Genomic DNA, 22,796 nt, shown 5'->3' with positions numbered 1-22,796 from the left:
AACTCTGGGGTGACCCGGAGCGTTGAACCGAGCGCAGCGGTAGTACACGTACTCCCTCTGCCATCACCACGTAGCGCCCCGTGGACATCCCCGCCTGACCGGCAAGGAACTTGATGAGGTGCTTCTCGGCGGCAGTCAGGCGGATCGTCAGGCGGTCGTCGAGCTGGAGCACATGGAGCGCGTTCTCCCCCGTCATGGCTCAGTGGGCGTCGAGGCGGATGCCTTCCCCCGTCCACTGGTCAACGGGCAGGTCGCGTTCCCATGCGTTGGTGCCGGGGACAAGCTCGACGAGGTCGGTGATCGTCTTGTACTGGTGGTGTCCGGGTCCGGCGTTGATGACCAGGCGGTACTTCCCGGATGACCGTGCCACTAGCCGGAAGCGTCCATGCTCGTCTACGCCGGAGAAATCGAGATCGAGCGCGAAGGGACCTTCGAGGAGCAACTCGCTGTAGCCCTCCCGGATCTTGTCCCCGACCGAGATGCGTCCTTCGAGGATGCAAGGCTCGTCCCTTCCGAGTGCGATGTCGAAGTAGGTGGTGTCTTGGTCCTGGACCGTCACGACGTACGGATGGGACTCCGCCTCGACCTTGGCCTCGGACCAGCCCAGGTCAGAGAGCAACGTCCCGGAGGGGTGGACTCTGACCAGCCACGTTCCAGGATCCAGGTGGGGCTGCGAATACGACCCGTCGTCGTCGGTTATCGTTCGAAGGATCTTGCCGACGGAGGTGTTGATGCTGCTCGCCTTGATCTCCTCCCGGTAGAACTCCAGCTCGATGCCACCTGGCGGTAATCCGCGAGGCACGCTCACGACTCCGGCAATCTCGCCGCCAACCCCCAGTTCGACGTGGACCCCTGTCGCCCCGACCTTGACGGGACCGGACGTTCCCTCCGCGTACCCGTCCGCCCACGCCCGCGCGTAGTAGGTGATGTGGGGGAAGTCGTTGGGGATGCGGAAGCGTCCGCTCTGGTCGGTGTGCGTCGTGGAACTCTCGAGGCCGTAGTACAGTCCGTTCCAGTGGCCCTCGACGACGCCGTCGAGGTAGTTGGGCGTTCGCTGAACCAGTTCGACGAAAACGTCCGGGACAGGACGGCCCTGGAAGGTGACGTAGCCGGAGATCGCCTGCGAGGACGTGAGGGTGATCTCCAAGACCTTCGGCAAGGCATCGGGCGTGAACGCGCCGATTTCCTTGCGGTCGTGGGCGTCAGAGCGGATCTCCAGCTCGAAAGGGTGCTCGGGGACGCGCAGGGTCGCGTAGCCGCCCTCATGGAACGCGGGAGCAGACCCGGTCATGACGAAGCTGCCCGGCTTGTCGATCGAAAGCCCCCATCCGTAGCGCTCCACGGGTCGGCCCGTGTCGTCCACGACGTGGAGCCGAAGGACCTTCGTTCCTCCCAGGTGTACGACTAGGTCGCGCGCTCCAGGCGACACATCCAAGAGCGAACCGTCATCCAGTTCGTCTCCCTCCGGTTGGACGCGAAGGTCCACCGTCCCGCTGGGCAGCCGAGAGAAGAACAGGACGAACTGGCCCGACTCATCCGTACGAGCCGTCGTCTGCATCATGAAGCGCCCGTCAGGGGAGAGGACCGAAGTGGCGACCTGCGCGTTGGCGACCGGCTTGTCGCCGGGATCCACGACCCGGCCTTGGATCTGATACTCCGCGGGGAGGGACTCCAGGTGGAAGGGGGATGCTGTTGCCCTCTTCCCCGCCTCCAGCCTGATCGGCTCGCTCCAAAGCCACCAGGTGCTCTCGTGCTTCGCCACGATGAACCAGGTGCCCGGTGGGACACCGATGATCTCGTAGGCGCCCGATGCGTCGGTGCTGCCCCGGTCGATGACCTGCTCCCAAGGTGGACCGTCCGCTTGTGCGCCTTCGGGGGCCGAGGCTTGCTGGGCCGCATCCACGACGAGAAGCATGGCCCCCGACAAGGGGGCTCCCGAAGCGTCGAGGACCTCGCCGGAGAGAACTCCGCCGGGGGTCAGCGTCAGTCGCCCGAAGTCGAACTCCTGTCCCGCACGAAGATCGGCGCGGAACTTGAGCATCGCGCGACCCTCCTTCCGGGCGTAGCCCTCGTACCAGGTCCCGTCTTTGTTGCCATCCCATTCGAGCAGGATCTCGAAGTGCCCGTCCCCATCACTCTCGGTCGAGGACTCCGCCCCGGGCCAGATGCGGTTGAGGACATGAACGCCTTCGAGCGGGGCTCCGTCTTGATCGACGAAGACTCCCTCGACCGTGGCACTCGACTTGGCCTGTTCATCCTGGGGTTGGGACGGGAGGAGCCTCGCCGATCCGGCGAGTCCGATGGCAAGGATGCAAAGGCTGGTGATCTTCATCGAGCTTCCCTCGTTCCGCTCTACCCGGAGTTTCCTCTTCTGTAATCGAGTTCCCAGTCTTCCAGATGACGGCGAGCGCGTCGAGGTCTTCCCTCGGGATGGCCCGGAAGGCCACGGTGCAGCCACGGAGGTACACCCGAGCTTCGTCCACGTCGACGTGGTCCTGGGCTCGCATCGAGAATCGGCGGGCCCTGCGTCGTGCCGGTGGTCCTTCCGCATTCCCACGTACTCGCACAGCTTCCCGATGTCGTCGGCCAGATTGCGCGTCGAGTAGGTAGCGATTCGAGGCGTGGAGAGTGCAGACAACGAGTAGCAGTGGAGCGGGCGGATGTCCCGGTTGAGGACGAGGCGTCGGAAGAAGCGTTCAGCGGCCTTCGAGGAAGGTGCGGGGTTCCCTTGGTGCTCGTGTGCCCAGACCGCGCGTGTCCATGCGAGCACCAGAGATCTGGGATGCCTCGGTGCATCGAGGAGATCGACGGCGAGGATGCAGTGGAGGTGGGTACGCCATCTTCGGCTCGCCCTCTTGGAGGGTTCGAGGGGACCACAGGATCCCCGTGACCTTCTTCCAAGAGCTGCTCCGGCTCGGCATCGAGCGCAGCATGTTGAGGAAGGCGCTGGCCTGAGACTCGAACGAGTCGTCCTCGCCCAAGGTAAGGGTCGCCCAGAACAGCCGAGTTGACGGGAACTCGTTCACGCCCCTCAGCGCCCGTGTCGCGTAGTCCTTTCTGATATCCAGGGTGCGCACGAGTCGGCAGTAGTCGCAGAGCTGCGGACGCTTGCAGGTGAAGCCACCTTCCTTGCGCGGTCGGCAGTTGCGGAGGCGCCACGCCCGCCTGTGGTGTCCTCGGCCATCGAGGTGCTTGGCAAGCGCGTACCACCGCGAAGTCCACGAGGTGGCGTCGTTCGACCTCGGCGACGGACGCTGGACGGTCGATCGGCAGGGGCGATACTGAGCCATGTCGCAGCTCCTTCCTGGAGTTGAGCCGGGCGATGGCGCGCCTGTGATCTGGAAGTGCCCAAGGGCGGACCCTCCCAGGGACCGGCCTTCTTCGTTGTCGGAATGGTGAGTGCCGAACTGCGCAGGCGGGATTCGGCTGGATGCGCCGTTTCCCTTGCTCAAGCTCAGAGTTCCGAGTGTTGATCTCCTTCGGAAGGAGGACCCGACCATGCCCCTCATCAGCCGCGAGGCACTCGTCTGCTTTCACCTCGACCAGCTCGCCGCGATCGTGTCCTCTGGCCATCCCGGCCCTGGGGGAGCGGTCCAGGCGAGCATCATCTTGCGCGTCCTCATGGACGACGGCCTGCTCGGTCGAGTGGGACGCGATCATGGGCTGGACTTGTAGGTGACGACCCCGAAGGTGAAGGCGGATCTGATCGAGCAATCGCTCTTCTTCGAGTGCGGGGGCACCGATGCCGCGAGAAGGTGGTGCCACCGCTCTGGGTCCTCCGGGAGCCCCGGTCGAAGAGCCCGCACCGACCGTAGTTCGAGTGGTTGGCTGCCGAGTCGCGCAAGGACTACGGCACGGATGAGGTGATGCTCGGCAAGTTCTGGAAGCAACCAAGCCTCGGGACGCTCGGAGCGACGGTTGACCGCGAGAAGGCCGTTCGCTTCGTCGCCAACAGGTGCGGAGGAGCGCACCACTCGGCGACGGCGGAGACCTTCAAGGAAGTCGAGAAGCTCATCAGCGATGTTGGCCGGGCCTTCCAGCTCGACGGCAACGGACTGTCGATTGCATTCTCGGAGGTGCTTGGAACAGCTTGGCATCTCCTTGCCAGCCCATCCGTATGTGAGCTTCGACGGCGCCTCGCCCAAGAGGGGGCGATGCCGCCCGATCCCGGAGTCCCAGGCGGAGCCACGGAGAGGACTGCGCAGCCCCGGAAGAACGCGAGCTGAGGGGAAGCCGCTGGGGCGGGCAGGCGGGCGTCCTGGGCGGCCAAGACGCGATCTGAGGGCATCGGCCCACGTTGGGCCCGATGGGCCGGCTGCCAGGCCAGGGAGCCTCACGCGCTCTCTCATGCGGCCTCTCGGACCAGGTCCTGGATCCGACTATCCAGCTCCAGGACGCCGCAGGAGAAGAGTTCTAACGGTGTCCCCTTACTTTCACCATCTCTTCCCCTTCGCACGCCCCATGCGAAAGCGGCCATACACCGGGGAAGTGGCGACGGTTGCAGACGAGACACCGTCGAAGGGGACGCACTGGGCCCCTGGCACCAAGCCTTCGACGGCTGCGAGCGGGCTCCGGCGGCCTCGGGCGACTCGGTGGCGCGCGGTGCGCGGCCTTCGAGCAAGCGCTCAATCTCGCGCTTCGGATCCGTTCGCAGAAGGCGCCAGAGCCTGCTGGCGGAGTTCGGTCAGTAGGTCCTCAGCGGCCTGCTGGTCGGGGACGTCAGGAAGTTTCGACGTCTCCATCTGTTGATTGAGGTTCTAGGTCATCGGCTCGGCGAGTTGGACGAGCGATTCGTGGTCGAGGGTGCCATCCCGGATTCCGAGCAGCCACTCGGCGTCGGGTCGGCGCACGATCGACGTGCCTTGGGAGGGCACCTCCTCGCCCATCTTCAGCAGTCGAGCCAGGTGCATCGCGTGCTTCGTGTCGTAGCCATGGCGGTGCTCTAGGTCGGCCCGGTCGGCGTTTCGCTCGAAGCGCCACGTCCTGTAGGGACGCCAGTGTTTGAGGTCCGCGTCGAACGCCTTCTGTCGATCCGCGTCGGGGAACGGAGCCCGGCCAGCGGAACGGAACAGCGGCGGGGGATCAAGGCGCCGGATACGCGGGCCGGTCCGTCAGGCGCTCGTCGTCGACGGGCTTGCCGACGGCGAAGTGGTAGAGGCTCTGCAACGACCGCGACTTCAGGCCCAGGATCGAGTGCATGGGGTCGTCGAGGAAACAGCCGATGCCGGTCGAGCGCAGGCCGACTGCCTCGGCCTCGAGGTACAGGACCTGGCCGATGGCGCCGGCCTCCCAATACAGGCGCGGGTAGAACCAGGCGCCGTGCTCGTCCAGGGAACGGTCGAACTCGGCGATCATCCCCAGGCTGAAGGCGCCGTCTGCCGCGATCGCCTGGCCGCAGGAGATCGAGGCCGCCTGGCTGCGCAGGTTCATGGGGAGGACCAGCGAGAGGGGCAGGTCCTCGGGCGCGCCCTCGGCGGGGAGCCACAGGAACTCCTCACGGCACGCGCTGCGAGTGGCCTCCTGACTCGCGGGGTCGCGCTGTAGCCAGTAGAGCCCGGGCGTCAGGCCGTCGACCCGGTGCACGAACACGGCCAGGTGGACCCTCGGGCTCCAGGGGAGCGTGGCGAAGGGCACGCGGCCGGCGCGCGGCATGCAGCTCTCCATGATCCGGAAGAACGTCTCGGCCGACATGCCGGTGCGACCGTCGAAGGCCAGGGCGCTGCGGCGCTGGCGGACGATCTGGCGCAGGCTGCCGGTGGCGGCCACGGGCGGACGGCCGCTGACCTCGCGTTGCCAGGGCGCGCAGGGCGGCGCTCCACTCGGCTGGAGGGCTGCCTTGGCCGTGACCTCGATCACGTCCCACTCGACGTGGTCCGGTGAGAGGGCGTTGGGAGTGCCGTGCCAATCGAGACCGTCGAAGCGCGCGATGACCGATGGCGGCAAGGCGGGCTCGGACCCGTCGGGGCTGACGCTCACCAGGCAGTCGGGGTACTCGGCCTCGGGTCCGGGGTCCTCGTCCGTGTCCGGCAGTCCGATCATCCGGCCGAGGTCGCGCGTGCCGATGCCCTGGACCAGCCGCACCCGCCAGCCGAGCCCCGACGCGCCGACGGCGAGCGCCGCGAGGGCGTGCCCGACGTCGTGCTGGCAATAGCGGTAGGCGCGTTCGCCGTACTTCCACGCCTCGCGCCAATGGATCGAGCTCAGGGCCACGAGGAAGCTGCCCCGTGCCAAGCCCAGGTCCTCCCACAGGTCGGCCGGCAACGCCGCGCGACGTTCGAGCAGGTGCTCGCGCGGCGCGTAGTGGTAGACACCAGCGCTCTCGCCGAGTCCCTCGACGCCGAGACTCGGTAGGAGCAGGTAGCCCTCGGTCGGGTGCAGGTTCCCGCTTGACGGGTTGACCCGCAGGGACCATCGCGTCTCGCCCGCCTCCTTCCAGGCCGAGATCGCCAGGCTGTCGTAGAGCAGGCGCGAGATGCCGGCCTGATCCAGTGGCGCAGCGGCAACGCGGCCCTCGACCAGGGCCTGACCGTACGCGGTCCCCGGATCCTCCTGGGGCAGCGGAAGCTCGACCGTGGGGGAGCCGTCGAACCTGCGGAAGGGGTCCGGCTGGTTCTCCCAGTCGAGCTCCGCCGGCCCCTCGGCGTAGCGGTGCAGGTGGTGTTTGGTCCGCTCGTGGTAGGCCCGCACGATCCGCAGCTCGGCCCCCGGCCCAGGTACCGGCGCGTCGGCAGGTGCCGCGACCGGCGAGTTCGACTGCGGAGCTCGGCCCTTGCGGGGCCACCACTTGTTCCAAAGGGCCATGGTTGGCCAACACCCTACCGCCCTTGGCGCGCGCCCCGCGCTGCCGATGAACCCGAGCGGCGCCCACGCGCCCCCGCCCTCTGGATTTCCTCGAGACACTTGTCGATCGTGGACCCCGCCGAGCGACTCGTGGGTGAGCTCGCGGACCTGTTGTCCGGGCGGGCGCCCGAGAAAAGAGCGACGCGAGCGGAGACGACGATGAAGTACCTGGTCCTGGCCTACGGCGACCAATCCAAGAACGAGCAGCTCACCCCGGCCGAGTTCGAGGCGATCGTCGCCCAGGCGCGGGTCTACGACGAGGAGCTGCGCGCCAGCGGTCACCTGATCTCGGGTGAGAGCCTGGAGTGGGATTCGGTCTGCCTGCGGCCGCGGGGCGGCAAGACAGTGATCACCGACGGCCCGTACCTCGAGACCAAGGAGCAGGTCGGTGGTCTGATCCTGATCGAGGCGCGGGACATGAACGAGGCCCTGCGGATCGCCGCCCTGCACCCGGCCGCGAACATGGGCGAGGAGCTGGGCTGGGGCATCGAGGTCCGGCCCTTCTCGCCGACCTGCCACAAGTAGGCGATGGCGGCCGCAGCGGGCGACGTTCCGGCGCGAATCGACGCGATCTACCGCGCCGATTCGCGCCGCGTGCTGGCGACGCTGATCCGGCGTCTGGGCGACTTCGACCTGGCCGAGGAGGCCCTCTCCGACGCCTTCGCGGAGGCCCTGCGACGCTGGCCGAGCGAGGGGATCCCCGCCTACCCGCGCGCCTGGCTCGTGGCGGCGGGGCGCTTCCGCGCCCTGGATGCCCTGCGGCGGCGAGCGCGGCGGGATGCGTCGTTGGCGGTCGTCGCCGAGCGGATCGAGCGCGATGCCGAGGGCTACCGCTCCACCTCGGCGCCGGGCTTGGCCGCCCTCGACGGGGAGCTGGTCGACGATCGCCTGCGCCTGGTCTTCACCTGTTGCCACCCCGCCCTCGCCCCCGAGGGGCAGGTGGCACTGACCCTGCGCGAGGTCTGCGGCCTGGCCACGGAAGAGATCGCGAGCGCCTTCCTCACCGCGCCGTCGACCATCGCCCAGCGCATCGTCCGCGCCAAGACGAAGATCCGCGACGAGCAGCTCCCCTACGAAGTGCCGGGCCCGGCCGAGTGGCCGGCTCGCCTGGCTGGGGTCCTGCAGGTGGTCTACCTGGTCTTCAACGAGGGCCACCACGCGTCGTCCGGTGCAACGCTGGTGCGCGCCGACCTTTGTGCCGAGGCCATCCGCCTCGGCAGGTTGGTGCTCGGGCTGATCGATGGCGGCGACGAGACACCGAGCGCGGCGCGGCGCGACTTGGGCCTCGAGCCCCGCCGCTCCTCGGGCGCCACCGAGGCCGCCGGACTCCTCGCGCTGATGCTCCTGAACGACGCCCGGCGTTCCGCGCGCCTCGACGTCGCGGGCGACCTCGTGACCCTCGAGTTCCAGGACCGCGCCCTCTGGGACCGAGGGCAGATCGCCGAGGGCGTGGCCCTCGTCGAGCGGGCCCTCGCCAACCGCAACTTCGGCGCCTACACCCTGCAGGCGGCGATCGCGGCCGTGCACGCCGAGTCACCGAGCGCCGAGGCCACCGACTGGCCCCAGATCGTGGGGCTCTACGACCTTCTACTGCGCGTGGCGCCCTCGCCTGTGGTGGAGCTCAACCGCGCTGTCGCCGTGGCCATGCGCGACGGCCCGGCCGTGGGCCTGGCCCTCGTCGACGCCCTGTTCGCCGGCGCGGCGGGACGCGAGCTCGAGCGCTACCTGCCGGCCCACGCCACTCGCGCCGACCTGTGTCGACGCCTCGGCCGCGGGGACGAGGCGGCCGCCGCCTACCGCCGCGCCCTGGCTCTCGCGCGACAGGCTCCCGAGCGTCGCTACTTCGAGCGTCGCCTGGCCGAGTTGGAGACCGCCTGAGCGGCCCGTCGAGCCATCAGATGATCAGGCGTACGCCGCCCAGGTCCCTGAGGCTGTACTCCAAGTGCCCCGTGGGCGAGCCGATGAACATCAGGTTGGTGGGCACCTTCCACAGCTCCGACAGCTCGTGGATCAACTTGGGCCCGAACTCGCCCTTCCTGACCACGAACTCCATGTCGATCTTGGGGTAGGCCTGGTCCAAGAGCGCGATCTCCTCGCGCAGGTGCTCGGGTACCTCCTCGGCGTCCTTCGCGACCAGGACGATCTTGATGCGGTTGGTGTTCTCGTTGGCCCGCACGTAAAGCATCGCGTTGTTGAGCTGCGCGATGTCGTCACCGTGGGTGAAGAAGACGATCTGCTGGGAGTTGATCTCGTCGATCCACTCGCGGATCGTCACGACCAGCTTGCCCATCGGCTTGGTGACCGAGACGATCAACTGCCGTGCGATGTAGAGCATCGCCTTCAGGATCGCGATGCGACCGAGCATGATCGAGACCACCAGCAGAGCCGGCACGAAGTAGCGCACGAAGACCCAGAAGTACGGCGGGTTCATCACGATGTTCCCGACCAGGCCGGCCAGCACCGCGCCGACGCCCAGGATGACCGTGGGCCAGGTGGCGATGGTCGGGCGGGGGAGCTTGGCGCGCTTGATCTTGAGCAGCATGCTGCCGAGGCCGAACAGCACCATCACCGCCAGGAACGAGATGGTGTAGACCCCCGCCAGGGCCTCCAACTCGCCGCGGGTGATCAGCAGCACCGAGACCGAGAGCAGGAAGAACGCGATCAGGATGCGGTGGGTCGTTCCGCGTCGGTTGGTCTCGAGCAGGAACTGGGGCAGGCAGCGATCGAGGGTCATGCGCGTGACCAGGCCGTTGACGCCCACGAAGGAGGTCAGCACGGCTCCGCTCAGGACCAGGGCGGCGTCGAGCGAGATCAGGGTCGCCAGCCAACTGCCCCCGGCCTCGTGCCCCATGTGGGCCAGCAGCGCGGTGCGGTTCTCGGCCACCTCGGGGATCGGCACCAGCGCCAGCGCCAGGAGCGCCATGACCGGATTGAAGAACGAGACCGCCAGCCACATGTTGCGGAGGGTCTTGGGGAACACCCCCGGCTCCTGTTCCTCCACGAAGTTGGCCGAGCTCTCGAAGCCCGAGATGCCGAGCATGGCGGCGGAGAAGCCGAAGAACAGGGCCATCGCGAAGCCGCCGGGCGAGGGCGTGGCGAGATTCTGTGTCAAGGTCTCCAGCCCGTGGCCTGCGATGTAGACAAGTCCGACCGCCAGCAGCAGCAGCAGGCTCGCGAGGTGGGTGACGAAGATCGCGATCGCCACGCGCGAGGATTCGCTGATACCGATGATCGTCAGGCCCATGAAGACGGCCAAGAGGCCGACCGTCGCCCAGAGGATCGGCAAACCCGCCCAGAGCGTGTGGACGTAGTGCATGGCCTCGTTGGCGGAGATGACCGCCGTGGCCATGTACGAGAGCACCGTCAGGCAGGCGGCCACGGAGGCCCGGTACTTGCTCGTCGTGTTCAGCAGGGCGTTGTACGCACCGCCGTTGAGGGGCAGGGCGCCGACGACCTCGGCGTAGATCGAGCGGTACAGGTACAGCACGCCCGCCACCAGCAGCAGCGCGACGGGGGCGAGCTTGCCCGCGTAGAGGATCGCGAGCGCCGAGACGTAGAGGCACGACGACGTGATGTCGTTGCCGCAGATCGCGGTCGCAGCCAGCTGGCCTAGCCGCGTGTGACCAATGGACTTGGAGATGTCACGCATGGCCGTCGCTGGGGGTGGCGGGCCAGTGGGGTCAGAGCTGCCAGAGTCCGTGGTGCAGGCCGCCCTGGATCAGGATCGAGAAGCTACCGCGGCCCGGGAGCTCGAGGGGCGGGTGGGCCACCTCGGCGCCCTGCGCCTGGGCGGCGGCCACGGCGGCCTCGATGTCGTCGACCAGGAAGTAGGGCCTGACCACGGCCTGCTCGGACCCGTCGAGCGGCGCGCGGACGCCGACCATCCCGCCCCCTGCCAGCGGCGCGGTCCTCGCTCCGCCCAGGAGCGGGTCGCCCTCGCCCAGGACGGTGTCGTGCTCCCGCTCCAAGCGCGTGCAGACGCCCTCGACGTCCGTGGTCACGATCTCCAGGTAGTGGACCTGCATCGCAGCAGCCTAGCGAGCGAGCCCCGGATCGAAGCGCGCCGGCCGGGGCGCGGTCACCCGGCCAGCCGTAAGGTCAGGGTCCGGCCTGCTCGGGCCCCAGATGCCTGGCCTTGCTCACGGCAGGCAGGTAGAGCACGAGGAGTACGAGCAGCACCGCAGCGTAGAACCAGGCGGCGAGGGGCTGCGGAGGGACGTCGAGTCCTCGCGGCACACCGACGCAGAGGCTCGCGAACAGTAGCCACTGGGCCAGGCCGCTAGACAGGACGGCGAGGCCCTTCCGGCCTCGATCGAAGAGCCAGGGCGCCACCAGGTGAATCACCGCGGCCGCGACGGCCATCGAGACGACGGAGACCTTGGCCACCAGCGAGGGTCCCTCTGGCCCCGACAGGGCGGCGGTGAGCCAGACCCCCAGCGCCACCAGGCCCAGATGCAGTGCCAGGACTGGCCACCTCGGGCGCCCGCAGTGGCCTTCGAGCAACCGCGACTGGAAGCGGGTGAGGTTGGTCCGGCGGAAGTCACGCGCCGCGGCAGCCGGGTCGCCGAGGGCGTCCAGGGCTCGGCGTCGCGCCAGGGACGGATCGAGCCCCTCGGCCGACGCGGCCTCCAGGGCCGAGCGGAAGTGGTCCTCGATCTCGCGGCCCACCCGTTGGCGCGCTTCGTCGCTCAGTCCGTGGGTCGCCTGCTCCAGCCAGTGGCGGAGCTCGATCGGCAGGGCGCCGCGGTCGGTCTTCATGCGGGGCCACCTTCCAGGATCGTGTCGACGGCCGCAGCCAGGCTCTGCCACTGCTGGGCCTCGGTGGTCAGGGCCTTGCGACCCTTCGGAGTCAGGCGATAGCTGCGCCGCGCGCGCCCCCGCTCCTGCTCTTCCACGGACTCGATCAGGCCGCGGTTCTCCTGGCCGTGGAGCGTGGGGTAGAGGCTGCCCTCCTTGAAGTCGAGCAGCCCGTCGGACAGCAGCCGGATGCGCTGGGCGATGGCGTACCCGTGGAGGGGACCGCCCTGCAGCACCTTCAGGATCAACAGCGGTAGCGTGCCCTTGAGGTTCATGGTCGGTGGCCGCGGCGGGGTTGGGTCCTTCCGCGACCAGGCGTCACCCTACATGCATCGGAATCATATGTATAGGGGGCCGCCGGGCCCCGTGCCGGGACGGAGCCGCTCCAGGACGGTCAAGGGTCCGGACTCGGACCCCAGACGGCGTCCCGCGCTGGCCAGGTCAGCTCCATCGAGCCCCCGAAGGGGGTCGCCCGCCAGCGACCCACTAGGCGGCGCAGGGACTCGAGCACGTCGTCGACGAACGCCTCGTCCACGACCTGCGGGTAGCGGGCCCGCCCGAGTTCGAGGTAGCGCTCGCGGCTGCCGCGACCGTTGAACAGCGACTGCATCGGCCCCACCAGGTCCTCGGCCATGGCGAGCCCGGGCGCCTCCACGGCCTGGGCCAGCTCCGCGAGGCTGGAGCCCGCGGCCAGGCGGCCGTAGACCCCCTCTGTGATCTCGGCCCGAGCCTCCACGGCGAAGTGGGTCAGGTCGTGCAGCAGCAGGCTGCGCGTCTCCAGCTCGACGGCTTCGCACGGGTACCCCTCGCGCCGCAGCTCGAGGCGGTGGCGCTGGTCCGTCAGCTTCGTGAACACGATTCGCATCGTTCTGGGAGTCCGGGCGCCGCGGCCGAGCTCGGAGGGCGTCGACCGCGGCGCGCCCGTGGATCTCGGGCCAGCACTCGCGAGTATGGCCTCCCTGCGGGACGCCGGATACCCGCTCAGACCGTTGGCGGCGTCGCCGCCGATCGATCGTCGCGGCGGCTGGCCTCGAACAGGCGGCGCTCCCGTCCGTCGCGCCTGCGCTCGTAGGGCGCCAGTCCGCTGCGGAGCAGCCAAGCGGGGAACTGGCGCTGCAGCTCCACCGGTCCGCTGAGACGGATCGTCCCCGCCTTCAGCTCGGCCCGCAGGTCGCGGAAGCCACGCCAGGTCCCGACGAAGCGGCGCAGGTCCGCGAGCACCAGGAGGTCCGTGTCGAGCCCGGGGGGCCGGATACACAAGTCGACCACGCGCTCCTCGCTGACGAGCCAGAAGCGACTCAGGCTCTCGGGCACGCCCTCGAAGGCGAACTCCAGCACCAGTCGGCCCGGGGGCAGGGCCTCGGTGTTCATGCGTGCATGCATGCTCCACGCGAGGAAGGCGGGATCGAGGTCCTCGTCGGTCAGGTCGCGCGCCAACTGCTGTCCCCTGACGGCCATCTGATCGATCAGCGGGCCCGGGGCCCCACCGGCAGGAGTCAACAGGTACGTGGCGTGTGGTGCGTCCGCGAGCCGCCGCTTCCCGATGACTCCGGCCACCGCCACCGGACCGAGGAGGCAAGAGGATGCAGTCCCGCGCAACGCTCGTCTTGCTGGCGCCCCTGGCCGGCGCCTGCGCCCACACCCCGACCAACGACGCGCCGCCGGCGCCGCTCGGCGCCCAGGCGCAGGCCGACCTGGCCCGAGAGTGGAACGGTCAGCTGCTCGCCATCGCGCAGCAGGAGGACGGCTTCCTGACCCTCAAGGGGCTGCCTGCCGCCGCGATGATGCACCTGGCGGTGCACGACGCCCTCAATGTGATCAGGCCCCGCTACGAGAGCTACGCCTACCGCGGCGAGGAGCCGCCAGCGGACCCCCTGGTCGCCGCGGCCCGGGCGGCCTTCGAGGTCGCGGTCGACCACTACCCCGACCGGGCCCAGGACCTGCTCGGCCTGCTCGAGGAGGGCCTGGCGAGCGCCGGCGACGGCGCCGGTTCGATGGGCGGCGAGGCCCTCGGTCGCGCTGCAGCCGCCGCCGTGCTGGCCCGGCGGGTCGCCGACGGGTGGAACGGCGAGGGGGAGTACAGCCGGCATCCCATCGGGCCGGGGTCTACGCCGAGTTCGACGAGCACAGCGGCACGCCGGATGGCTTCTTCTTCGGAGCCGGGTGGCGCGGGCGCGGCCCTTCGTGCTCGAGCGCTGCGACCGATTCCGCAGTCCTCCGCCGCCGGCCATCGACAGCGAGGCCTACCCGCGCGCGTTCGACGAGGTCAGCCAGCTCGGCCGCTTCGAGAGCGCGACGCGCAGCGCGGACCAGAGCCACCTGGCCCGGTGGTGGAAGGACTTCGTGGAGAACTCGCACAACCGCCTGGCGCGGCGGCAGGTGACGGAAGAGGACCTCGACCTGTGGGAGGCCACGCGCCTGTTCGCCCTGCTCGAGATGGCGGTCTACGACGCCTGCGTGAACGCCTTCGAAAACAAGATCTCCTACAACCACTGGCGACCCTACGCCGCGATTCGCTGGGCCGAGCACGACGGCAACCCGGACACGCTGGCGGAGCCCGACTGGAGCAACACCCATCGGTACACCTACGCCTTTCCCTCGTACCCTCTGCCCATGGTGCGTCCTGACGCGAACTCCCTCCCGGTCCCCCGGAGGGGGACTGGAGAGGGCTGGCTCGCAGGCCGTGACGAGCTCGCGGGTGGAAGTCCCGCCCTGGTAGTCGCCGGAGAGCCAGGTAGCAGGCTCCGGGCGTCGGGAGAGATCCCGCCGTCTGAGCGGAGCGTCGAGAGCCCGACGGTGGGCGTAGGCCTGCCGTGCGGGGAGCAAGGCTGCGGGCCCAGCCATAAGCGAACCTTGCAGCCCCGAGAGAGAAGCCCCCGAAAGGGAGGGGTCGGCCGAGCCGGTCATGTCACGGCGAAGGCAACAGACTGCGCGCAAGAATCCGGAGCGGCGCAGGACACCCCCGGGGTACGGAGGAGAGCACGCAGCGACAGCTCGTCACGGAACAGGAGAGACCCTAACCGGCGGCTCACGTCGAGCGCAGGCGACGCCTATGAGCGGAATGCGAAGTGGTGTCGTGCCGGAAGGGAGTCCGAGGGGCTCGTAGTGCTGTTGACGCCCGGTGAAAGTCGGGACGAGGGAAGGGGCCCTGCTTTGGTCATGCTTGTGTTTGCAGGAACGGGTGAGGGCATGCCGTGAAGGCCAACAACCCCCCCTGACAAAGTCCGATGCCTGCAACGCAAGCTCTACGCGGCAGCCAAGTGCAGCCGGGAGCGGCGTTTCCACGCCCTGTACGACCGGATCTGGCGAGGTGAGGTCTTGCTGGAGGCGTGGAAGCGCGTGCGCGCGAACGGCGGCGCGGCGGGAGTGGACGGCGAGACGATCGCCTCCATCGAAGCCGCGGGCGTCGCCGCGTTTCTGGATTTGATCCAGCAGCAGCTACGAGATGGGAAGTACCGCCCCAGTCCGGTCCGGCGGCAGTACATCCCCAAGCCTGATGGGCGTACCCGCCCCTTGGGCATTCCGACGGTGCGGGACCGTGTCGTGCAGCAGGCCGCGAAGCTCGTCCTCGAGCCGATCTTCGAGGCGGACTTCCAGCCTTGCTCTTACGGCTTTCGGCCGAAGCGCAGCGCGACGCAGGCGAAAGAACAGCTGCGCGTGGCGGGCAATCGTAGCCACCATTGGGTGGTCGACGCCGACATAGCGGGCTTCTTCGATGCGATCGACCAAGACGTCTTGATGGATCGCATCGCTCGCCGAGTCTCGGACCGACGGGTCCTGAAGCTTCTTTGGAAGTGGCTTCGAGCCGGGGTCTTGGAGGAGGGCAGCGTGCGCAAGGCCACCACGGGGACTCCCCAGGGTGGTGTGATTTCGCCGCTGCTCGCCAACATCTACCTCGACGCACTCGACGAGGCGTGGCAACGCGATTGGTCGCATCTGGGGCAGCTCGTCCGCCATGCGGACGACCTCGTCGTGATGTGCCGGCGCCGCAGCCAAGCCGCGGAGGCGCTGCGCCGGCTCCAGGGCATCCTGGCCAACCTGCGCCTCGAGCTGCACCCGACGAAGACGAAACTGGTCGAGCTTGAGATCGGGAAGGAAGGCTTTGACTTCCTGGGCTGTTATCTTCGTTTGGTGCAGTCGGTCTTCAAGGGGGGGTGCTACCTCTTCCGCTGGCCGTCGCATCGAGCGATGAACGCCGTGCGTGATCGCGTGCGAGAGCTGACGAATCGGCGCCGCTGGGCGGGTCTGCGGGACATACGCGATGTGATCGCGGTCCTGAACCCGGTCCTGCGGGGCTGGGGCAACTACTTTCGCACCGGCAACGCCTCGAAGCAGTTTGGCTCTGTGGACCGCTTCGTGACCTCCCGACTGGTGCGCCTGCTCGCCCAGCGCGAGGGCTGGAAGCGTCGTCCTTTCTCCCACTCCGACTGGCCCCATACTCGTTTCGTCCATGACTTCGGACTCCACAAGCTGCTCGGCACCATTCGCTACCCCGGAGGCACGCATGCGTCGTGAAGAGACCATCGGTAAGCCGTGTGCGGGAAATTCGCACGCACGGTTTGAAAGGGGACCTCAGGAAACGGAGCCCGCGCGCCACCGCGCCTGAGGTCTACCAATGGCTGTGCCAGTGCGGCGGCCGTGGCGGTGCTCGAGGACACGTTCGGCGCGCAGCACTCTTTCACGATGGACACACCGCTGGTGGATCGGGCCGGCCCCTACTCCGGCAAGCTCGAGATTCAGCCGCCCGAGCGCTCCTTCGACAGCTTCGCCGAGGCGGCGATGGAGTGCGACCTCTCGCGGGTCGACCTGGGGATCCACTTCCTCTACGACTCGGTCGAGGGCAACCGCCTGGGACGCCGGATCGGCTCGACCACGCCCTGCGGCCGACGGACCCGTGAAGCCGACCCCGCGCGGCGCCGGACGGCTCGCGCTCAGTCCAAGGTCTGCCGGAAGCGGGTCAAGCCGATCAACAGAGCGACGAGCGCGAACAGGGCCATGGGCCCGACCTCGTGCGCGATCGCCTCGATGCCGTTGCCCTTGAGCAGGATGCCGCGCACGATCCGCAGGAAGTGCGTCAGGGGCAGCACCTCGCCGATGTACTGGGCCCAGACCGGCAGGCCGCGGAAGGGGAACATGAAGCCCGACAGCAGGATCGAGGGCAGGAAGAAGAAGAAGCCCATCTGCATCGCCTGGAGCTGGTTGCGGGCGATCGTCGAGAAGGTGATGCCGATCGCCAGGTTGGCGGCGATGAAGATCAAGGTCACCGCCGCGAGGAGGGGGATGCTGCCGACCATCGGGACCGCGAACAGGAACTTGGCCGCCAGCAGGATCAGCCCGGCCTGGAGGTAGCCCATCAGGACGTAGGGGATGATCTTGCCGAGGGTGATCTCCACCGGACGGGCTGGCGTGGCGAGCAGGTTCTCCATCGTGCCGCGCTCGCTCTCGCGGGTGATCGCCAGGCCCGTGATCAGCACCATGGTCATGGTCAGGACCACGCCCATCAGCCCGGGCACGATGTTGTACTGGCTGATGCGCTCAGGGTTGTAGGCGGCGTGGACCACCAGGGCCGCGGCCGGCGGGGTCGATAGCAGCCAGGCGTTGGGTCCGTCGAGCTCGCGGCCGAGCACGCGCCGCAGCACCTCGTCGAGGGAGGCCAGGGCGTTGCTGGTCGCCGCCGGGTCGGTGGCGTCGGCGAGCAGCAGCAACTGCGGGCGCTCGCCCCGCAGCAGGTCCCGCGCGAAGCCCTGGGGCACGTGCAGCACGAACTGCACCTCGCCGCGCTCGATCAGCTCCTGGGCCCGGGCCTCGCTTTCGACCACCTCCGTCAGGTCGAAGTACTCGCTGTTCTCCATGGCCGCGATCAAGCCGCGGGAGAAGGCGCTGTGGTCCTCGATCAGCGCCGCCGTGGGCAGGTGGCGGGGGTCGGAGTTGATCGCGAAGCCGAACAACACGAGCTGCATCAGCGGGATGCCGAGCACCATCGCGAAGGTCAGCCGATCGCGCCGCATCTGGACGAACTCCTTGGCGACGATCGCGAACAGCCGAGTCAGCGAGAAGACGCGGTTCATCGCGGCGCTCGCTCCGCTTCGGTCATCAGGCTGATGAAGACGTCCTCGAGGCTGGAGTCGATCTGCTTCCAAGCGCTGTCCGAGCCGACCTGCTCCGCCAGCACCGCTTCGATGGCCCGGCGGTCCGGACCGCTGACGTGCAGGGAGTTGCCGAAGGGCACCACCTGGGCGATGGCCGGCGCCGAGCGCAGACGCGCGATCAGCTCCGGGCGATTGCCGGCGCGCACCTCGAAGGTGGCCAGGGCCGCGCGTTCGATCACCTCTTCCACGGTGCCGCGCGTCATCAGGCGGCCGCGGGCGATGTAGGCCAGGCGGTGGCAGCGCTCGGCCTCGTCCATGTAGTGGGTGGTGATCATCACCGTCAGGCCCTTGGCGGCCAGCCCGTGGATCTGCTCCCAGAAGTCGCGCCGCGCCTTGGGGTCGACGCCGGCCGTGGGCTCGTCGAGCAGCAGCAGCTTGGGCTGGTGCAGAAGGCAGGCCGCCAGGGCCAGGCGCTGCTTCCAACCGCCTGAGAGCTGGCCGGCGAGCTGCCGCTGGCGTTCGACCAGCCCCAACTGCTCCAGGGTCTGATCCACCGCCGCGCGCCGCTTCGGGATGCCGTACAGCCGCGCCACGAAGTCGAGGTTCTCGCGGATGCTGAGGTCCTCGTAGTGGCTGAAGCGCTGGGTCATGTAGCCGACCTCGCGCTTGATCGAGAGGGACTCGCGGCGGATGTCGAAGCCCAGGCAGGTGCCCGTGCCCTCGTCGGGCGTCAAGAGGCCGCAGAGCATCCGCAGGAAGGTCGTCTTGCCCGAGCCGTTGGGGCCCAGGAAGCCGTAGATCTCCCCGGCGCGGACGCACATGTCGATGTGGTCGACCACGGTCTTCGCACCGAAGGCCTTGGTGACCCCCTGCACGTCGATCACGGGCGGGGGCGCGCCTGCTTCGCCGTCGCTCACCGCGCGCCCGGCCTGACCTCCAGGGGCTGCCCCGGGTGCAGTCGCGCGAGGGCATCGGGCTCCGGAGTGGCTTCGACCATGAACACCAGCTTCGAGCGCGACTCGCGGCTGTAGATCACCGGCGGGGTGAACTCGGCCTCGGTGGTGATGAAGCGGATCCGTGCCTGGAACTCGCCTTCGAGGCCGTCCACGCGCACCTGCACCGAGTCGCCGGCGGCGAGGGTCGGCAGGGCCGACTGGGGCACGAAGAAGCGCACCAGCACTCCGCCCGGCGGCAACAGCGAGACCACCGGACGGCCGGCGGGCACGACCTCGCCCACGTCGAAGAGGGTGTCCTGGACCAGGGCAGCGGTGGGGGCCGTGACCCGTTTCTGGTCCAGGGCCCACTGGGCCTCGCGCTGGGCGATGCGCAACGTGGCGACCTCCCGTCGAGCTGCCTCGACGGCGCCGGAGCGACCGCCGAGCCTGGCGGTTTCGAGCTCCGCCTCGAGGCTCGCGACGTTGAAGGCGTCGACCTCGACCTCGGCGGCGAAGCGATCGATCTCCTCCTTCGAGACGACGTCGGGGCCCGAGGATTCGAACAGCTCGCGACGGCGCTCGAGGTCCGCGCGCGCGCGCCCCAGGGCCGACTTCGCGCCCGCGAGGCGCGCCTCGATCGCGGCGAGCTCGCTGGGGCGCACGCCCCGCTCGAGGTCGGCCAGGCGCGCCTCGGCCTGGGCCACTCGCTCGCGCGCCTGCTCCACTTGCAGCGCTTGGGGTTCGGGGTCGAGCTCGAACAGCAGTTCGCCGCTCTTTACCGCCTGTCCCTTCTCCACCGCGATCCGCACCAGGCTGCCGCCCTGGGACGACGCGGCAAAGACGTTGTCGCCTTCCACGTAGCCCTGCCAATAGTCGCCCTGACCTGCCTCCGTGGCGCCGCCTCCGCAGCCGGCCAGGGCGAGCAACAGGCCCCCGAGGCCGAACAGCAGCGAGGCTCCGCGACGGGATGAGGCTCGGTCGGTTCGCTCGGGCTCGGTGGTCATCAGGCCAGGGCGTCCGTCGCCACGTGGTACTTGGGATCTTCGATCACGTTGACCTCCACCAGGTTGCCCGCCTTGCGCAGCAGCTTGCGACACTCCGGACTCAGGTGGCGCAGGTGCAGGGTCTTGCCGAGGCTGAGGTAGCGCTCGGCCAGGGTATCGATGGCTTCGATCGCCGAGTGGTCGGAAACTCGCGCGTGTTGGAACTCGACGATCACGTCGTCGGGGTCGCCCTTCGGGTCGAAGAGCTCGAGGAAGCTCTTGGTGGAGCCGAAGAACAGGGGACCCCGCAGGGAGTAGACCTTGCGGCCGCTGGCGTCCGTCTCGAACACCACATGGATCACCTTGGCGTGCTTCCAGGCGAAGACCAGGGCCGAGAAGATCACGCCGACGAGCACGGCCACCGCCAGGTCGGTGGCGACCGTCACGGCCGAGACCAGCACGATCACGATCGCGTCCGACTTGGGGACCTTGGTCATGACGCGGAAGCTCGACCACTCGAAGGTGCCGAGCACGACCATGAACATGACGCCCACGAGGGCCGCCACCGGCACCAACTCGATCAGCGGTGAGGCCAGCACGACGAAGGAGATCAGCACCAGGGCGGCGGTGATGCCCGACAGGCGACCGCGCCCGCCCGAGTTGATGTTGATCATGCTCTGCCCGATCATCGCGCAGCCGCCCATGGCACCGAAGAAGCCGCAGGTCACGTTGGCCAGGCCCTGGGCCACGCACTCGCGGTTGCCGCGACCGCGCGTGTCGGTCAGCTCGTCGATCAGGGTCAGGGTCAGCAGCGACTCGATCAGGCCCACCGAGGCCAGGATCACCGCGTAGGGCAGGATGATCCGCAGCGTCTCCAGATTGAAGGGCACCTGCGGCAGCGCGAATGACGGCAGGCCGCCCGCCAGCGACGCCTCGGGGTTGCCGCTCATGGTGCGAAGGTAGTCCACGATGGTCGGCGAATCGAGCCCGAGCCCGGCGGTCAACAGGGTGATGCTGACGATCGCGACCAGGGACGAAGGCACCGCCTTGGTCAGCTTGGGCAGGAAGTAGGTGATCGCCATGGTCGCCGCGACCAGGGCCAGCATCGTGTAGAGCGGCGCGCCGCTCAACCACTGCAGGTGCCCCTCGGCGTCGGGGGCCTTGAACTGCCCCAGCTGCGCCATGAAGATCACGATCGCCAGGCCGTTGACGAAGCCCAGCATCACCGGATGGGGCACCATGCGGATGAACTTGCCGAGCCGCAGCAGACCGGCCAGGATCTGGATCAGGCCCATCAGTAGCACCGCCGCCAGCATGTACTGCAGGCCGTGCTCGCTCACCAGGCTCACGAGCACCACTGCGAGGGCGCCGGTGGCGCCGGAGATCATCCCCGGCCGCCCGCCGAAGACGGCGGTGATCAGGCCGACCATGAAGGCCGCGTAGAGACCCACCAGCGGCTCGACCCCGGCGACGAAGGCGAAGGCGACGGCCTCGGGGACCAGGGCCAGGGCGACGGTCAGGCCGGAGAGCAGGTCAGTCCGGGGTCGGTATTCCGGACTGCTTTGGATGTCGAACAAGGGGATCGAGGGGCGGGAGCCGGGCGAAAAGGCGCAGCAGGGTAGCGGCGGCTCGACCGACCACCTCGGGGGATTGGCGGACTATCGCCGGCACTCGACGAATGGCCACCGCCGAGGGGTGACGCCGATCTGTTCGAGTGCCAGCTCGTTCCTGCGCCCGGTGGGGAGGGCTCGACCAACCGGACGGCGGCCCGCCGGGCGAGATGCCCGGGGGAGAGGAGGCCAGGTCAGCTCCCTCTCCCGGGTCCGTCCTCAGCGCCGCCCGGTCCGCACCCCTCCGCGCGAGCAGGCGCAGCAGCCGCCCATGCGCGCCACACGGTCGGCGCGGGCCGGCTCGGCGCTTCCTCGCGGCGTCGGCTCGCCGTCACTCGTTGCCGAGGTGCGTGGGGACCTCGGTGTCGAGCACCTTGGTCTTGCGCTTGCGCAGGCGCTTGCGGCGCTCGGGGATCAGGTCTTTCATGGACTCGCGCTTGCCGAAGCAGATCATCCGGTCGCCGCCTTCGAGCACGCGGCTGTCGCGGGGGTTGGGGATGACGGTGTTGCCGCGGTGTAGCGCCAGCACGGCGATGTCCTTCTCGCGCAGACCCGACGCGACGATCGTCTTACCCACGAACTCCGAGCCCTCGGGGATGTGCAGTTCGCTGACGCCGTAGCCGCGGCTGACGGTCAGGCGCTGGCGGATGTCGAGCTCGGGGAAGCGCACGTGCTCCTGGGTGTAGTCGATGATCGCACCGGCGATGTCGAGCTTGGTCGCTCCCTCGATGCCCTCGAGGCCCGGCGAGGAGTTGACCTCCATGATCTGGGGGCCTGTGCTGCTCTCGAGCATGTCCACGCCGGCCACCTGCAGGTTCATGATCTGGGCCGCGCGCACCGCGGCCTCGGCGTAGGCAGGTTCGAGGTCGACCAGCTCCGTGCGGCCACCGCGGTGCACGTTGCTGCGGAACTCGCTGCCCTGGGCCACCCGTCGCATGGCTGCGACCACGCGATCCCCGATCACGAAGGCGCGAATGTCCTTGCCCTTGCTCTCGGAGACGAACTTCTGGATCAGGACGTTCTGACGCGTGCTCTGCAGGGTCTCGATGATCGCCTCGGCGACCTTCTCGCTGTCGGCCAGGATCACGCCCACCCCTTGGGTGCCCTCGAGCAGCTTGATGATCACCGGCGCGCCGCCGACACGCTCGATGGCCGGCAGCACGTCCGCCCGGTTCTTGACGAACTCGGTGGCCGGGATGCCGATGTCGTGGCGCGACAGGATCTGCAGCGAACGCAGCTTGTCACGGGAGTTGGAGATACCCGCTGCGCCGTTGACGCAGAAGACCTCCATCTGCTCGAACTGACGAATGACAGCGGTGCCGAAGTAGGTGATCGAGGCGCCGATGCGCGGGATGATCGCGTCGTAGGTCGAGAGGCTCTTGCCCTTGTAGTAGAGGGCGGGCCGACCCTTGTCGAGGTCGATGCTGAAGCGCAGCGTGTTCAGCACCGTGACCTTGTGTCCACGGGACAGGGCCGCCTCCCTCAGCCGTCGCGTGCTGTAGCAGTTGGGGCTGCAGGAGAGGATTCCGATCTTCATGGTGG

At 68.8% G+C, this 22,796-nt stretch carries 19 protein-coding genes; 5 read left to right on the top strand and 14 right to left on the bottom strand.

The features are described from left to right. Window positions 1-199: 199 nt before the first annotated feature. On the bottom strand, window positions 200-2,638 hold the full coding sequence (locus Pla133_RS15320) for a carboxypeptidase-like regulatory domain-containing protein (protein WP_145066747.1): 2,439 nt from the start codon (window positions 2,636-2,638) through the stop codon (window positions 200-202). Window positions 2,639-3,498: 860 nt separating this feature from the next. Between Pla133_RS15320 and Pla133_RS26350 the strand changes: the two genes are divergently transcribed. Both Pla133_RS26350 and Pla133_RS15315 read left to right on the top strand, forming a co-directional pair. Beyond that, on the top strand, window positions 3,499-3,675 hold the full coding sequence (locus Pla133_RS26350; RefSeq protein WP_419191569.1) for a hypothetical protein: 177 nt from the start codon (window positions 3,499-3,501) through the stop codon (window positions 3,673-3,675). A gap of 191 nt (window positions 3,676-3,866) precedes the next feature. Further along, entirely contained in the window at window positions 3,867-4,226 is a 360-nt protein-coding gene (locus Pla133_RS15315) for a hypothetical protein (protein ID WP_145066745.1), read from the top strand. A 531-nt stretch (window positions 4,227-4,757) separates the two neighbouring features. Here the strand turns inward: Pla133_RS15315 and Pla133_RS26345 are convergent. After that, window positions 4,758-4,910 carry a hypothetical protein gene (locus tag Pla133_RS26345; protein ID WP_419191568.1) on the bottom strand — a complete coding sequence of 51 codons (153 nt, stop codon included), beginning with the start codon at window positions 4,908-4,910 and terminating at the stop codon, window positions 4,758-4,760. A 172-nt stretch (window positions 4,911-5,082) separates the two neighbouring features. After that, window positions 5,083-6,801 (bottom strand): SagB/ThcOx family dehydrogenase, encoded by a 1,719-nt coding sequence (locus Pla133_RS15310; protein ID WP_145066743.1) that lies wholly within the window; start codon window positions 6,799-6,801, stop codon window positions 5,083-5,085. A 198-nt stretch (window positions 6,802-6,999) separates the two neighbouring features. Here Pla133_RS15310 and Pla133_RS15305 point away from each other — a divergent pair, with 198 nt between their 5' ends. Continuing rightward, window positions 7,000-7,365, top strand: coding sequence for a YciI family protein (locus tag Pla133_RS15305; RefSeq protein ID WP_145070930.1), 366 nt, complete (start codon window positions 7,000-7,002; stop codon window positions 7,363-7,365). A 3-nt stretch (window positions 7,366-7,368) separates the two neighbouring features. Next, window positions 7,369-8,718: an RNA polymerase sigma factor gene (locus Pla133_RS15300; RefSeq protein WP_145066741.1), complete on the top strand. Its 1,350-nt coding sequence runs from the start codon at window positions 7,369-7,371 to the stop codon at window positions 8,716-8,718. 16 nt (window positions 8,719-8,734) lie between these two features. Here the strand turns inward: Pla133_RS15300 and Pla133_RS15295 are convergent, their stop codons facing one another. From Pla133_RS15295 to Pla133_RS15270, 6 genes are all read right to left on the bottom strand, one after another. After that, complete coding sequence (locus Pla133_RS15295; protein ID WP_145066739.1) at window positions 8,735-10,489, bottom strand: APC family permease; 1,755 nt, start codon at window positions 10,487-10,489, stop codon at window positions 8,735-8,737. Between the two features lie 31 nt (window positions 10,490-10,520). Then, window positions 10,521-10,865: a hydroxylase gene (locus Pla133_RS15290; RefSeq protein ID WP_145066737.1), complete on the bottom strand. Its 345-nt coding sequence runs from the start codon at window positions 10,863-10,865 to the stop codon at window positions 10,521-10,523. 73 nt (window positions 10,866-10,938) lie between these two features. Further along, window positions 10,939-11,598, bottom strand: coding sequence for a hypothetical protein (locus Pla133_RS15285; RefSeq protein ID WP_145066735.1), 660 nt, complete (start codon window positions 11,596-11,598; stop codon window positions 10,939-10,941). Then, window positions 11,595-11,912, bottom strand: a complete 318-nt coding sequence (locus tag Pla133_RS15280) for a PadR family transcriptional regulator (RefSeq protein WP_145066733.1) — start codon at window positions 11,910-11,912, stop codon at window positions 11,595-11,597. Before Pla133_RS15280 ends, Pla133_RS15285 begins: the two co-directional genes overlap by 4 nt. Before the next feature lie 119 nt (window positions 11,913-12,031). Next, the gene (locus Pla133_RS15275; protein WP_145066731.1) at window positions 12,032-12,502 is read right to left on the bottom strand and encodes a hypothetical protein; all 471 of its coding nucleotides are present in this window, start codon (window positions 12,500-12,502) and stop codon (window positions 12,032-12,034) included. A gap of 116 nt (window positions 12,503-12,618) precedes the next feature. After that, the gene (locus Pla133_RS15270) at window positions 12,619-13,095 is read right to left on the bottom strand and encodes a hypothetical protein (protein WP_145066729.1); all 477 of its coding nucleotides are present in this window, start codon (window positions 13,093-13,095) and stop codon (window positions 12,619-12,621) included. 1,860 nt (window positions 13,096-14,955) lie between these two features. Between Pla133_RS15270 and ltrA the strand changes: the two genes are divergently transcribed. Further along, the gene (ltrA, locus tag Pla133_RS15265) at window positions 14,956-16,152 is read left to right on the top strand and encodes a group II intron reverse transcriptase/maturase (RefSeq protein WP_419191567.1); all 1,197 of its coding nucleotides are present in this window, start codon (window positions 14,956-14,958) and stop codon (window positions 16,150-16,152) included. A 416-nt stretch (window positions 16,153-16,568) separates the two neighbouring features. On the opposite strand, the gene Pla133_RS15260 is transcribed toward ltrA, so the two are convergent. From Pla133_RS15260 to Pla133_RS15240, 5 genes are all read right to left on the bottom strand, one after another. Further along, window positions 16,569-17,705: an ABC transporter permease gene (locus Pla133_RS15260; protein WP_145066725.1), complete on the bottom strand. Its 1,137-nt coding sequence runs from the start codon at window positions 17,703-17,705 to the stop codon at window positions 16,569-16,571. After that, the gene (locus Pla133_RS15255; RefSeq protein ID WP_419191566.1) at window positions 17,702-18,643 is read right to left on the bottom strand and encodes an ABC transporter ATP-binding protein; all 942 of its coding nucleotides are present in this window, start codon (window positions 18,641-18,643) and stop codon (window positions 17,702-17,704) included. The genes Pla133_RS15260 and Pla133_RS15255 overlap by 4 nt, the downstream gene beginning before the upstream one ends. Continuing rightward, window positions 18,640-19,665 (bottom strand): HlyD family secretion protein, encoded by a 1,026-nt coding sequence (locus Pla133_RS15250; RefSeq protein WP_145066722.1) that lies wholly within the window; start codon window positions 19,663-19,665, stop codon window positions 18,640-18,642. The genes Pla133_RS15255 and Pla133_RS15250 overlap by 4 nt, the downstream gene beginning before the upstream one ends. Continuing rightward, window positions 19,665-21,221, bottom strand: a complete 1,557-nt coding sequence (locus Pla133_RS15245) for a SulP family inorganic anion transporter (protein ID WP_145066720.1) — start codon at window positions 21,219-21,221, stop codon at window positions 19,665-19,667. Before Pla133_RS15245 ends, Pla133_RS15250 begins: the two co-directional genes overlap by 1 nt. 364 nt (window positions 21,222-21,585) lie before the next feature. Beyond that, a complete protein-coding gene (locus Pla133_RS15240; RefSeq protein ID WP_145066718.1) occupies window positions 21,586-22,791 on the bottom strand; it encodes a RimK family alpha-L-glutamate ligase in 1,206 nt (401 codons plus the stop codon). Window positions 22,792-22,796 lie beyond the last annotated feature (5 nt).

The organism is Engelhardtia mirabilis (genome assembly GCF_007748095.1).
In the GTDB taxonomy this organism is placed as follows: domain Bacteria; phylum Planctomycetota; class UBA1135; order UBA1135.
This window is presented reverse-complemented; position numbering and strand designations above follow the sequence as displayed.